This window comes from Marivirga arenosa, from assembly GCF_030503875.2.
Taxonomy (GTDB): Bacteria; Bacteroidota; Bacteroidia; order Cytophagales; family Cyclobacteriaceae; genus Marivirga; species Marivirga arenosa.
The window spans coordinates 328,581-342,215 of sequence record NZ_CP129968.2 but is presented as its reverse complement, the minus strand read 5'-3'; the positions used below and the strand labels follow the sequence as shown (position 1 = coordinate 342,215).

General features: G+C 35.1%; 8 protein-coding genes. 1 reads left to right on the top strand and 7 read right to left on the bottom strand.

The genetic code is table 11. The annotated features are described in order from the left end of the window. Positions 1–130 precede the first annotated feature (130 nt). On the bottom strand, positions 131–1,321 hold the full coding sequence (locus QYS47_RS01490; RefSeq protein ID WP_322347464.1) for a THUMP-like domain-containing protein: 1,191 nt from the start codon (positions 1,319–1,321) through the stop codon (positions 131–133). Further along, positions 1,305–2,315 carry an aspartate-semialdehyde dehydrogenase gene (locus tag QYS47_RS01485; protein ID WP_322347463.1) on the bottom strand — a complete coding sequence of 337 codons (1,011 nt, stop codon included), beginning with the start codon at positions 2,313–2,315 and terminating at the stop codon, positions 1,305–1,307. Before QYS47_RS01485 ends, QYS47_RS01490 begins: the two co-directional genes overlap by 17 nt. Positions 2,316–2,422: 107 nt before the next feature. Between QYS47_RS01485 and QYS47_RS01480 the strand changes: the two genes are divergently transcribed. After that, the gene (locus QYS47_RS01480) at positions 2,423–6,097 is read left to right on the top strand and encodes a lamin tail domain-containing protein (RefSeq protein WP_322347462.1); all 3,675 of its coding nucleotides are present in this window, start codon (positions 2,423–2,425) and stop codon (positions 6,095–6,097) included. Positions 6,098–6,231: 134 nt separating this feature from the next. On the opposite strand, the gene QYS47_RS01475 is transcribed toward QYS47_RS01480, so the two are convergent. From QYS47_RS01475 to mfd, 5 genes are all read right to left on the bottom strand, one after another. Beyond that, positions 6,232–6,810, bottom strand: a complete 579-nt coding sequence (locus QYS47_RS01475) for a hypothetical protein (protein ID WP_322347461.1) — start codon at positions 6,808–6,810, stop codon at positions 6,232–6,234. Between the two features lie 55 nt (positions 6,811–6,865). Then, positions 6,866–8,386 carry a 2,3-bisphosphoglycerate-independent phosphoglycerate mutase gene (gene gpmI / locus QYS47_RS01470; RefSeq protein WP_322347460.1) on the bottom strand — a complete coding sequence of 507 codons (1,521 nt, stop codon included), beginning with the start codon at positions 8,384–8,386 and terminating at the stop codon, positions 6,866–6,868. A 146-nt stretch (positions 8,387–8,532) separates the two neighbouring features. Continuing rightward, entirely contained in the window at positions 8,533–8,736 is a 204-nt protein-coding gene (locus QYS47_RS17525) for a helix-turn-helix domain-containing protein (protein WP_407660350.1), read from the bottom strand. A 31-nt stretch (positions 8,737–8,767) separates the two neighbouring features. Further along, positions 8,768–10,087, bottom strand: a complete 1,320-nt coding sequence (locus QYS47_RS01465) for a hypothetical protein (protein ID WP_322347459.1) — start codon at positions 10,085–10,087, stop codon at positions 8,768–8,770. Positions 10,088–10,128: 41 nt separating this feature from the next. Beyond that, a complete protein-coding gene (gene mfd / locus QYS47_RS01460; protein WP_322347458.1) occupies positions 10,129–13,497 on the bottom strand; it encodes a transcription-repair coupling factor in 3,369 nt (1,122 codons plus the stop codon). Between the last annotated feature and the right edge of the window lie 138 nt (positions 13,498–13,635).

Sequence of the window (13,635 nt, the reverse complement as noted above, 5' to 3'; positions counted from 1 at the left end):
CTAGTTTTAAAATTAGTATTGTAAGCCGGTCTGACTACCGTCTGACCTAATGTACTGCAAAGGTCAGACGGTAGTCAGACCGGCTTTTCTACCACAGTAAATAAGCTAATGAAAGCGTCCCAGATCATATTTACTTCAACTTCTTACAAACTAAAATCACTTTCTCATTATTTTTAAGTGTAGTAGCAAAAAGGTAGTATTCTCCTCCATCTTTCAAGCCTAGTTTTTTTCTTAATTGAGCAACAGGCATAGGGAAATTTCTGCAACTCAGGTTTGCCTTCATTTCAGGTAAAACTTTTTTCAAGGCGTTCTTTTGAGCAGACACTTGATTAATGATCTTAAATTTTCTCCCAGTGAAATTTTCTATTAAATCATTATTTGTAAACAGCTGACTGTTTGGGTGCAGTTTTGAAATGTTAAATTGCTTAGCTAACTGTTTAAATAAACCAGATTTCATGATTGAAGGAGCGGGTTCATAAAGATAGTTTTCAGGATTCTCAAACTGATAATTCAAATCATCTTCTAAATGTTTTTTACCTTGAAAATGAAATAATGAATCCCCCATTTTATTTAACTGAATAGCATGAATATTGGGAGCACTAACTTTTTCTTTATTTAGGATGTAAAGCAGTTCTTTTACTTCGCCATTATGCTCAATAATATAAATATCTTTCACCCTCTGATCCAGTTCTGAGATTCCTCTACTGATATCCTGCATAGGTGCTGCTTTCACCATCACGTTTTTTGATTTTTCAAATAGCAAGGGCAAAAGCTCAATTAAATTAGGACTACAGTCTTCCCATAAAAACACCTTCTGGTTTTTATCTCCTCTTCTTGCAGGATCTAAGTATATCCAATCGAAATTAAGTGAATTGTTTTCTAAGAAATCTGAGGCTTGAGTTTGATGAATTTGAATGTCAGATTTTAATACATCAAAATTATAATTTGCTAAATCACATAAAATCTTTTGTTGTTCTATGTAGTGACTTTCCTTAAAATCTTGAGCAAGGTAATAGCAATCAATTCCAAAACCACCAGTTAGATCTGCAAAACGATTACCTGAAAGAAGACTACTTTTAAATTTAGCAGTAGCTTCGGAGCTAGATTGTTCCAAAGATAGGAGAGGGGGAAACCATATTTCTTTATTGGCCCATTCAGGAAGTTTTGATTTAGCTTTTTGACGGGCTTGAATTTGAGAAGCAATTTCTTTTAAGGGTAGGTCAGGAAATTGCTTTTGCTTAAAAACCAATTGAGCAGGGTCATCCTGCTCATGGTCTTTAATAAATTTCCAAACGTCTTTTCTATTAGCGCTCAATTCCATAAGGATGAACTAAGCTGTGCTCAATCATATATTCCGCTATCTGAACAGCATTGGTTGCGGCACCTTTCCTAAGGTTGTCGGCTACAACCCACATGTTTAAAGTATTTGGAGCTGATTCATCTCTTCTGATTCTCCCTACAAATACTTCATCTTTCCCATGTGCATTTAATGGCATCGGGTATAGATTGTTTTTAGGTTCATCTTCTAAAACCACTCCTGAAGTATTAGATAATAAATCCTTTACTTCAGCTATATCAAAATCTTTTTCAAATGTAACATTTACAGATTCCGAATGGCCCCCCATTACTGGTAAACGAACGCAAGTAGCAGAAACGCCAATAGAATCATCACTGAAGATTTTTTTGGTTTCGTTTACCATCTTCATTTCTTCTTTAGTGTAGTCATTTTCCAAGAATACATCAATATGAGGTAATGCATTCATATCAATGGGGTGAGGATATACTTTTTCACCTTGCTTTCCTGCTCTTTCATCCATCAATTGATCAACGGCTGCTTTTCCCGTTCCCGTTACTGACTGATAGGTGGAAACTACGATACGCTTGATGCCATATTTTTTATGTAGCGGAGCTAATGCCAATACCATTTGAATAGTAGAACAATTTGGGTTGGCGATAATTCTATGATCTATTTTTAATTCATGACCGTTAATTTCCGGAACGATCAATTTTATGCGATTATTCATTCTCCAGGCAGAGCTATTGTCAATGACAACAGTTCCAACCTCTTCAAACTTTGGAGCCCACTCAAGTGATGTACTTCCGCCTGCTGAAAATAGTGCTAAATCAGGTTTGGCTGCAACGGCTTCTTCTAAAGTGATGACAGTATATTCTTTACCTTTAAAACTCATCTTCTTTCCTGCAGAGCGAGCCGAAGCAACTAAAAGTAATTCATCAAATTGGACATTTCTTTCATCCAAAACCTTTAACATTTCACCGCCAACTAGTCCAGTGGCACCTACAACAGCTATTTTCATTTTTATTTAATTTTTACCTTTCTAATACTTAGGGAGATAGTAATTTGTTTCAAATCACAAATTTGTCACAAAAATAGTATATTTGGTTAGACCTGAACCAAAACCTTATGATAAAAAACCTAACAACCCTAATTGTATTATTTTGTTTTTGTCTCTTTTCTTTAAATGCTCAAATTGTTTATGATGATTTTTCTGATGGTGATTTAAATTATTCTCCTGAATGGAATGGAAATATTGAGGATTTCATCATTAATGATACTTTTCAATTACAATTAAACTTTGAGGATGATCCTTTAAGATCAAGCTATATTTCTACTGCAATTTCTAATAATAGCCTTGAACTAAAGGAATGGCGATTTGATATCAAATTGGATTTCAATCCTTCCAATTCTAATCGTGTGGAAATTTATTTAGCAAGTACTACAGAAAACCTATTAGATTATGAAAACACTGGAAGCATACAAGAAGGCTATTACTTGGAAATAGGAGAAAATGGTACTGAAGATGGAGTTAGTTTGTTTTATAGAAATGGACAAACAACACAGTTAATAGCCAGAGGAGGAGACGGATTATTTGCTTCTGCTTTTGATCTTAGAGTGAGAGTAAGGAGAGATGAAAATGCAATCTGGGAAATTGCAGTTGACCCCAGCAAAGGAGAAAGTTTTGAAGTATTGGCAAGTGGTCAAGAGGCAAGTCTTAGTGCAGCTACAAGTTTGGGGTTTATCTGTTACTTCACATCAAGTCGTAGCAGCAGTTTTTATTTTGATAATATTTATTTTGGAAATTATGTGTTTGATACCATTCCTCCATCAATTGAGGAATATAAGATCATTGGAAATAATCAAATTGAATTAATTTATAATGAAGAGTTGAGTCAAGTAAATAACAGCAATTACTCTTTGCAACCAGATGATATAAATCCACTTCAGGTAGAACAAAAGGATGATACTGTCAGGATTACTTTCGAAAACTCATTTGAAAATGGACGCAACTACTTTTTGTTAGCAGAAAATATAAGCGACTTAAAAGGAAATACTGCAGAATTAGATAGCCTTGAATTTTTATATTTTGAATTGGAAAATGCAGAGCCAGGCGATATTATAATCAGCGAATTTTTTCCTGATCCGACACCTGTTTTAGGCCTTCCAGATGAAGAGTTTGTAGAAATCTATAATCGCTCAGATAAATTCATCGACTTAAAAGGCTGGAAAATTTCCGATGATACAGAATCAGAGGGTTCATTACCTTCTTTTGTTTTGTACCCTAAAGAGTACATTATTCTAGCTCCTGCTTCTGCAAAAGATGGCTATGCTAATTTTGGTGAAGTATTAGTTCCATCTTCATGGCGATCTTTAAATAATGGGGGTGATAGTATAGAAATCAAAGATTCTTCTGGAGTCATAATTGATGCCTTAGCCTACGATCGATCTTGGTTTCAAGTTGAAGAGAAGTCTGAAGGAGGGTATTCTTTAGAACTTATAAATCCAAGCTTAATTTGTTTTGATATCAAAAACTGGAAAGGCTCTGAGGCAGATCAAGGAGGTACACCTGGAATGGTGAATAGTACTTATGATTCAACTTTCACTGGTCAGCCAGCCCGAATAGTCTCATTTTATTCAAGCTCCCCAATTCAGTTAGAAATAATTTTTGATAAAAAAATGGATATGGAATCACTGGTAAATGCGAGTTACCTACTGCAGTCTGGAGATCAGATTGATAGCATTATAGTGGATCGACAAAACGAAAACTCAGTAAAGCTGAATCTGCAAAATAAACTACAAAATGATGTGACTTATACAATTACTATAGAAGAGGTGTCGGATTGTAATGGAAATATTGCAGAAGATTTATCAGCAAGCTTTTTATATGATATTGAGCGACCACAATTAGATTCACTTTTCTTTTTATCAGACTCAATTTTGCTTTTAACCTTTACGGAGCCAATTGATACTTTGTCTGCTGAAAATCTAAGTAATTATAGTTTATCACCCCAGATTACATTAACCAAAGCTCAAATATGGAGCAAAAATCAACTTTTATTGATCTGGGAAAACCGTTGGATTGCAGGTTTTCCCTATCGCTTGACTGTAGATAGCATTTCAGATTTATCAGGAAATTTCATGACTCAGTTGAAACAAGAAATAATTATGAAAAAGCCCGCTAAACCTACTTTTAATGATTTGATTATTACAGAAATTATGGCAAACCCAAAAGAGGACCAAATATTGCCCAATCGACAATTTGTAGAAATATACAATGCAACGGATCAACTGTTTTCCTTAACCGATGTGCAATTTATGGATGAAAGGGATACGGTGAATTTAGGATTGAACTATATAGAACCAAACGAATATATTTTAATTGCGGCCACATCTGCGGTGGAGGACTTGTCTTCGTATGGACGTGTAATAGCTTTGAGTCCTTGGCCCAATTTAAATAATCGAGGAGATAATCTTCAGTTGGTTACCGATGAGCAAATAATCAATCAGGCCTTTTACAGTGAAAGCTGGTATAAAGAAAATTCAAAATATGATGAAGGAGGGTGGTCACTGGAAATGATTGATACTGGCAGTCCATGCCTAGGAATATCAAATTGGCGTGCATCAGTTGATGAAAAACAAGCGACACCTGGCGCTGAAAACTCAGTTATGGAAAGCAATACTGACCAAAGTGGACCTGAGTTAGCCAATGCATATGCGCCTAATACAAAAGAAGTCATAGTGGATTTTAATGAGCCGATTGACATTACAAATGTTAGAAGAAATCAATTTAGAATAGTGCCTGAGATAACAATTGCGAAGATTGAGCTTCTCGATTTGAATAGAATAAAACTTGTATTGCAAGCGGATCTAAAAGCAAAAGTATCCTACACACTTGTTGTGGATAATTTAACTGATTGTGAAGGCAATATTATTTTATCTGATCAAAATCAAACAAGCTTCGCATTAGCCGAGCCTCCCGTTCAAGGAGATGTAGTCTTGAATGAAGTCCTCTATGATCAAAAATCTGGAGGGGCTGATTTTATAGAACTATTAAATATCTCGGACAAGTATATTAATTTAATAGGATGGATAGTTAAAGGAAATAATAATGAAGAAGTAATTTTTGAAAATGAAAACGTGATCATTAGTCCTGGGCAGTTTTTGGTTATAACGAGTGATAAAGCGAGCATAATCAAGGATTACCCCACATCGCATGTAGCACAAAATATTTATGAAACTTCTTTTCCTGCTCTTTCTAATGGGGAAGGAGTTGTAAGCATTACTTCTGCAAATGAAGCTTTGACAGAATATTTTGAATATTCAGACGATATGCATTTGCCTTTTCTCAGGACTACTGATGGTGTTTCTTTGGAGCGAATTCATCCTGACGCGCCCATTGACAAAACTGAATCATGGAATTCAGCCGCTTCATCAGTTGGATTTGCAACACCTGGGAAAGAAAATTCGCAACGCACCTCGGAAGACATTGATTTTGGAACCATAGCTGCTAAGCCGAAAACTTTTGCCCATGATCAGCCAGGCAGAAATTATACGATTATTAATTACCAGCTAGAAAATGTGGGAAGTATGGCGACCGTTAAAATTTTTGATATGAAGGGGAATGTAATTACTACTTTAGCGAATAATGAAACGCTTAGCAATACAGGTTTTTTCCGCTGGGATGGAGTAGATTTTAATGGCAGAAAAGTAAGAACAGGTTATTACATTATTTACTTTCAGCTTTTTGATTCAAATGGAAATACTAAAGTAGTTAAAGAAACGGTAGCGGTCGGCTTTTAAGCTCCTAGCGAATTAAGATTGCTTCAGTCGTGCTCACCTTACAATGATGCAATGAACGTACACGAAGGTTTTAGAATAGAACTTATATGTATACTGTCATTGCGAACGTAGCGAAGCAATCTAAAACTCGATAATTAGTTCACTACTTCACTTTCAATAGAAAAGCTAACTTCATCTTTCATGGCCATCTTTTGACGACCATATATTTTGTAAGATGCTAAAACAGGAGTTCCGTTAGTGTTATTGAAGTTGATTTCAAAATTTCGCTCTGATATATAAAGCGCATTATTCTCATGATAACGTGCTTCAAGTTTTTTAACCGTACTATCTTGATCGAAATAAACGTACAAGAACTCAATACCTAATGATGGCTTCTCTGTAGAGTAACGCCAAATTTTTCCATTAGAGGTTTGTTCTTCAGTGGCTTCATATGCATCAAATAATGTAGGTTTATTGATGTCAGCCAGCTTGAAAACTTCTAATTCATTTTTCCAGCCGAGAGAATCAAATTCCAAAGTATCCATCTCCTTTTGCCCATCAACTTCAACAGACTTTTCAATTTTAGGCTGCATGTCCGATAGAAGTTTTGCCTGCTGATCCACCAATGCATCAACATCATAATATTCATTGATCGGTTTTTCTCTTACTGCCGTTTCACATGAAATAATTCCGAATAAAAGGAAGGCAAAAAGAATTCTACTGAAGTTTATCATACTTATAAGATAAAAATGAAGAGAGCTTTGAATATACAAAGCCCTCAAATATTTATTAATCAATTAAAATATCACCGGTCATTTCCTTAGGTACTTCAACATCCATTATTTTTAAAATAGTTGGAGCTAGATCACCTAGTTTACCATCTTTGATAGTGCCCTTGAATTCATCATCAACTAATATACAAGGCACAAGGTTTGTAGTGTGCGCTGTATTTGGGCTTCCATCTTCATTTACCATATAATCCGAATTACCGTGGTCGGCTATGATAATGGTAGCGTAACCATTTTCCTTGGCTACATCAACAACCGCTTTAGCACATTGGTCTACTGTTTCACAAGCTTTTACGGCTGCCTCAAAAACCCCAGTATGGCCTACCATATCAGGATTGGCAAAATTTAGACAAACGAAATCAGCATCACCCGCTTTCAATTCGGGAATGATTTTATCCCTTATATCGCCAGCACTCATTTCTGGTTGTAAATCGTAAGTAGCTACTTTCGGTGAAGGACACATGAGTCTTTTTTCTCCCTCAAACTCAGTTTCTCTTCCTCCAGAAAAGAAAAAGGTGACATGAGGATACTTTTCTGTTTCAGCTATTCTAATCTGCTTCTTATTATTTTTCGCTAATACTTCTCCTAAAGTATTGACTAAATTATCCTTCTCGAAAAGTACTTTTACTCCTTTGAAAGTATCATCATACTTCGTCATAGTAATATAGTGTAAATCCAAAGGATGCATGTTTTGCTCATGGAAAGCTTTTTGAGTTAAAGCTTGCGTGATTTCTCTACCTCTATCGGTTCGGAAGTTGAAAGATATCACCACATCACCTTCTTCTATTTTAGCAATGGCTTCACCATTTTCGGTATTGATAATGGGTTTAATAAACTCATCTGTTACGCCCTCATCGTAAGATTCTTGAATGGCATCTAATACAGATTCTGTTTGTTTTCCTTCACCATGTACCATGGCATCATAAGCCAACTTCACTCTTTCCCATCGGTTATCGCGGTCCATCGCATAATATCTACCAATGATAGAGGCAATCTTTGCCCCTGTTTTTGCAGCATGTTCTTCAACATCTTTTAAATAATCTTTTCCCCCATTCGGATCCGTATCACGGCCATCAGTAAAGCCATGCACGAATAAATCTTTTACGCCTTCCTCATGAGCAAGGGTCATCAAGCCTTTTAAATGATCAATATGAGAGTGTACCCCACCATCAGAAACTAAACCGATAAAGTGGACTTTTTTATTATTCTCCTTGGCATAGCTCATCGCTTCTGACCAAACAGGGTTTTCTTTAATAGACTTTTCTTCGATTGCTTTATTGATTTTTACTAAATCCTGATAGACAACACGACCAGCACCAATGTTCATGTGGCCCACTTCAGAGTTCCCCATCTGACCTTCTGGTAATCCTACTGCAAGACCCGAAGCTTCTAATTTGCTGTGTTTATATTGAGTATATAAGCCATCAACAAAAGGTGTATTGGCTTTATCTATAGCCGAGACTTCTTTATTGGTTGCAATACCCCAACCGTCTAATATCATTAAAATTACTTTCTTATTCATGTCTTAGGTTATTCTATGATAAAAATTCTATGCTTTTAGTATTACGCTGTAAAGATACCAATTGTTAAAATAATCGCTAAGCTGTCGCTACTTCTTCTCCTGCCATATCAAAGAATTAGGTTAGGCTAGTTTTAATATGGTGTTATTCAAGCAATTTTTAAGTCAGATTGGTCTAGTTCAACAGTAAATTTAACATTTACCTTCAAAGTATTAAAAACTTTCAGGATAGTTTCAATCGTCACATTTTTTGTATTACGCTCCAGCTTGGAAAGCTGGGATTTTTGTACTCTTATGAACATACCCAACTGTTCTTTTGTTAAATCGTGTTCTTTTCTGACTGATTTTATCATTCTTTATAAAACATGACACTACTACATTTTATCAATATTTTAATCTGTTACCTCTTGTCTTAACAAATTTACCAGTTTTTAAATCGATTCCCAGAAGTTGTGTCCAAGAGTGGTCTGTATCTGGAACGGCAGCATAAACGATATAATAAATTTTGCCTTCTGATGCTAAGGGCACAGGTCTTATCCTATTTATTTGATATTGTTCTATGGTGTCAGTTATATTTCTATTCTTTAATGAAAAGATATGATGATTATATTCTTTATCGGTATAGGAAAATATATGGAATGAATCTTTATTGTGATTAAGTTCAAACACTTCTCCGATAGCTAAAGGGTCAATATTTAGTTTCAACTCCTCTACTAGGGATTTCTTTCCTTTTTGGAATGAGGGGGACTTTTTTAAATTTTTCAAATGATTAGTCTTACTAATTACTAGTTTCTCTGTAAGGTCTTTTGAATGATTATAAGTAGCTATATAATTAGATTCTATCATTGCGTCTAAATATTCAATATTTTGAAGTGATATTGAATCTATTATTTCTTGTATCTCATTAAAAACATACATAGAGTCAATAAATTCTACATCAAGATGTTTTTGAGCAATATCTAATGGCACTTTTGTTCGAGTCATTTCTTCACCTTGGTAAATGGTTTCACTATGATTTTCACCAAGTTTATTTATATCTTCATTAGAATAATTTTCCGAATAATATAGCTCAACGTAAAAACCTTCTGATTCGTAAAAATCATTTAAAACACCTATAAAAACAGATTTTTTAGAGGAATTTGAAGTCTTCTGAAACTTGCTTCCAATACTATTAGTCAATAGTTCAAGGGCGTTTGTTCTCTTTAGTTTTTGTCCGTCAAAATAAAAATATGTGTAAAAGTAAAAAGTAGAATCTTTTACAATTGTTTGTTTATAGTCAGTTGAGTATAAATCAACCGTATCTTTATCTGTGTACTTGACTGGAATACCAAACGAATCCATTTTTTGTAACATTTTTGAGTTATACCACATCAAATCGTCAGCACCAGTATAGAAACTTTCTTCTCCCTTAATTTTTTTTAGCTGTTCTATTTCTGCGGAGTCTAGTTTTATAATTAATACTGTATTGCCGTGTAATTCTAACCTTTCACGACTAGGGCTATTAGAAAAAATCAATTTTTTATCATTATCTGAAGATTTAACCTCTTTAGATTTACTTTGTGATTTTTGAAAATTGCTATTTTTAGACGAATCCAAGCTGGTTGATTCTCGAACAGAATCTTTCTTATTAATCTCTTTTTTGTCAGTATTTCCACCACATGCTAAAAAGAGTAAAATAAATATCAATGTAAATAATCTATTCATTAGCTGTGTAACATTTTATCAACCAATTTTATAAATATAAACTAAGCCGCTTCCACTTCTTCTCCAGCCATGTCAAAAATTATCGCTTTAGCCTGCTCAATATTTTCAATATCTTGAATTTTTAGAATCGGTCTGCCTTTATAATCTTTCATTTTGCATTGTTTACCATGCATTTGAACAAAGGTTAATATTCTACCAAAGATGTCTGATTTAAAATATTTTTCATTATCGGCGGAAACAAAATAAGCTTTTAGACTACCATTTTTGATCAACAACTTTTCAAAGCCAAGCTTTTCGGCCTTCCATCTTATTCTAACCGTTTCAATTAAATCATAAACTACTGCAGGTATTTTGCCAAAACGATCTTCCATTGATCTTTCAAAAACGCCTAACTCTTCTTCGTTTTTAATATTATCCAATTGTGAATACAGACTTAACCTTTCTGTTATGTTTTCTACATAATCCTCAGGGATGAGAATTTCTAAGTCTGTTTCAATCGTGCAATCCTGGGCAATAATCTCTGCTTTTTTCGCTAATTCATCCTTGAAAAGATCAGCAAAGTGAGTCTGCTTCAGCTCCGCTACTGCATCATCTAATATCTTATGATACATATCAAACCCAAGATCTGTGATAAAACCACTTTGCTCAGCCCCTAACATATTACCTGCTCCACGGATATCCAAATCTCGCATCGCCACTTTAAAGCCATCTCCTAAATCAGAGAATTCTTCCAAAGTAGTAAGCCTTTTTCGGGAATCCGAACTCAAACCAATAGTAGGGGGAGTCAAAAGATAACAAAAAGCCTTTTTATTTGAACGCCCTACACGACCACGCATCTGGTGTAAATCAGACATACCAAACATATGTGCATGATTAATGATAATAGTGTTGGCGTTCGGAATATCCAATCCGGATTCAATGATATTGGTAGAAACTAACACATCATATTCACCCTCAATGAAGCGCATCATCACTTTCTCAAGTTTTGGGCCATCCATTTGACCATGGGCCACCCCAATTCTGGCATCAGGAACTAGTTTTAAAATGATGTTGCCGACCTGTTCAATATCACCCACTCTATTGTGAACAAAGAAAACTTGTCCGCCTCTTTGTAATTCAAAGGAAATGGCATCTCTTAATTTTTCTTCATTGAAAGTATGCAATTCTGTGGTGACAGGCTGGCGATTAGGTGGAGGAGTTTGAATAACACTCAAATCCCGAGCCCCCATCAAACTAAAATGTAAAGTTCTAGGAATAGGAGTAGCGGTTAGCGTTAATACATCAACATTTACTCTAAACTCCTTGAGCTTATCTTTCACTGAAACGCCAAATTTTTGCTCTTCATCAATAATAAGTAGACCAAGATCTTTAAACTTTACATCTTTATTTACGATTCGGTGCGTACCAATCAAAATATCCACTTTTCCTTCAGCAGTTCGCTTTAGAATATCTTTGATTTGTTTAGTGGTTCTAAAACGGTTAATGTACTCAACCGTAACCGGCATTTTTTCTAGGCGTTCAGCAAAAGTTCTGAAATGCTGCATAGCCAAAATGGTAGTAGGCACTAAAACAGCAACTTGTTTTTGATTGTCAACCGCCTTAAAAGCTGCTCTAATAGCAACTTCAGTTTTACCAAAACCCACATCTCCACAAACCAACCTATCCATAGGGTGTTCTTGCTCCATATCTGCTTTTACATCGGCAGTAGATTTTGCTTGATCAGGAGTATCTTCATAGATAAATGAAGACTCTAACTCAGCTTGTAAAAAGCTATCTTCTTTACACCCAAAACCTGGAGCAGATTTCCTTTTTGCATAAAGCTCAATAAGATCTTTAGCAATATCTTTAACCTGCTTCTTGGCTTTTTTCTTTTTGTTTTCCCATTCAGGAGAACCTAATTTACTAATGGATGGGGTGCTGCCTTCTTTACCACTATATTTCGAAATTTTATGCAGCGCATGAATACTCACATACAGTAAATCATTATCTCTGTAGATTAAACGAATTACTTCCTGTTTCTTTCCGTTATTGTCCACTTTATCCATTCCGGCAAAGCGGCCAACTCCGTAATCTATGTGGGTTACAAAATCACCCGGTTGCAAATTTTTGAGCTCCCGGATGGTAATCGCTTTTGATTTACTCTGCTTATCCTTGGTTTTATAACGGTAAAACCTTTCGAAAATCTGGTGGTCGGTATAGCAAGCGAGCTTTAATTGATCATCTACAAAGCCGGCCCTTAAGGTGTGAGGAAGTGACTGAAATTTTATAAATGGATCGATTTCTTCAAAGATATTTTTGAGCCTTTCCGTTTGAGTTATAGATTCTGAAGAAATGATATTGATTAAACCGGCTTCCTGATTGCTTGAAAGGTTTTCAGCAATTAAGTCAAAATTCTTATTAAAAGAAGGTTGAGGTTTTGCCTGATATTCAAATTGCTGATCTGCTTTTGAATAAAAGCGGTTTCCGAATTCTACTTTAATGTATTTTTCAAGTCCTTTTTCAAAACTTTCCTGCGTTTCAAATAACATATGGGGTTCTAAAACCACTTGTGTTTGATGAGTGCTATCAAGAATTTCCTGAAAAGAATGAGATGCCTTATCAAAATACTGCTGGATAACATCCAGAGTTTGCTTGTAGTCTTTGAACCACACTTTAGTGTTATTAGGAATATAATCTAATAAAGACTCTCGTGTTTCTTCCAGTAATTTAGTTTGTACATTCGGAATAATATTAATCTGTTTTATAGGGTCGATCGACAATTGTGAGGCAACATCAAAAGTTCGAATGCTGTCAATTTCATTTCCGAAAAGTTCAATTCTATAAGGCTCATCGCTAGCATAGGAAAAAATATCAATAATACCCCCTCTTATGGCATACTGGCCAGGTTCGTAAACGAAGTCGGTTGGTTCGAAATCGTAGGTTTGCAAAAGCTCTGCTATGAATTCAACATCTAATGATTCTCCAACTTTTGCTGTGAAAGTATTCGATTTTAGTGACTTTTTATTAATCACTTTCTCTGAAAGCGCTTCCGGATAGGTAACAATAATTTCACCTGTGGAGGATTTGTTATTAATTCTATTCAGAATTTCCGCTCTCATTAAAACGTTAGCGTTTTCAGTCTCATCAAACTGATAAGCTCTTTTATAAGAAGTGGGAAAAAGCAGCGGCTCTTTGAAGTCTAATAAATTTTGTAAATCATTTTGGAAGTAAGCCGCTTCCTCCTTATCGTGCAAAATGATGAGTTGGTTTTGATGATTAATCTGGTGCGATACTGCTACGGCTATTGCATCCAAACTTCCTACTAAACCCTTCAGGTGGATTGTTTGATTTTCATTAGGTTTAAGGGAAGCCATCATGGTTTGCATGATAGCATCATCTTTATATAATTTTAGAAAGTCCTTTATCTTCAAAGCTATTCTTATTTAAATGTTGCGCTGACTTTTACGCAAGAATTTCGTTAGTGTATCTTGCAAAGGTAAAACAAACTAGCCGGAAAGGCGCATAGTTCGAAGACCACAGAAAAAATTAACTAAAAAATAACCAAAACG

Coding starts and splice junctions, on each gene's coding strand:
- QYS47_RS01490 (WP_322347464.1), bottom strand. CDS start 1,321: ATGGAATTGAGCGCTAATAGAAAAGACGTTTGGAAATTTATTAAAGAC.
- QYS47_RS01485 (WP_322347463.1), bottom strand. CDS start 2,315: ATGAAAATAGCTGTTGTAGGTGCCACTGGACTAGTTGGCGGTGAAATG.
- QYS47_RS01480 (WP_322347462.1), top strand. CDS start 2,423: ATGATAAAAAACCTAACAACCCTAATTGTATTATTTTGTTTTTGTCTC.
- QYS47_RS01475 (WP_322347461.1), bottom strand. CDS start 6,810: ATGATAAACTTCAGTAGAATTCTTTTTGCCTTCCTTTTATTCGGAATT.
- gpmI (WP_322347460.1), bottom strand. CDS start 8,386: ATGAATAAGAAAGTAATTTTAATGATATTAGACGGTTGGGGTATTGCA.
- QYS47_RS17525 (WP_407660350.1), bottom strand. CDS start 8,736: ATGATAAAATCAGTCAGAAAAGAACACGATTTAACAAAAGAACAGTTG.
- QYS47_RS01465 (WP_322347459.1), bottom strand. CDS start 10,087: ATGAATAGATTATTTACATTGATATTTATTTTACTCTTTTTAGCATGT.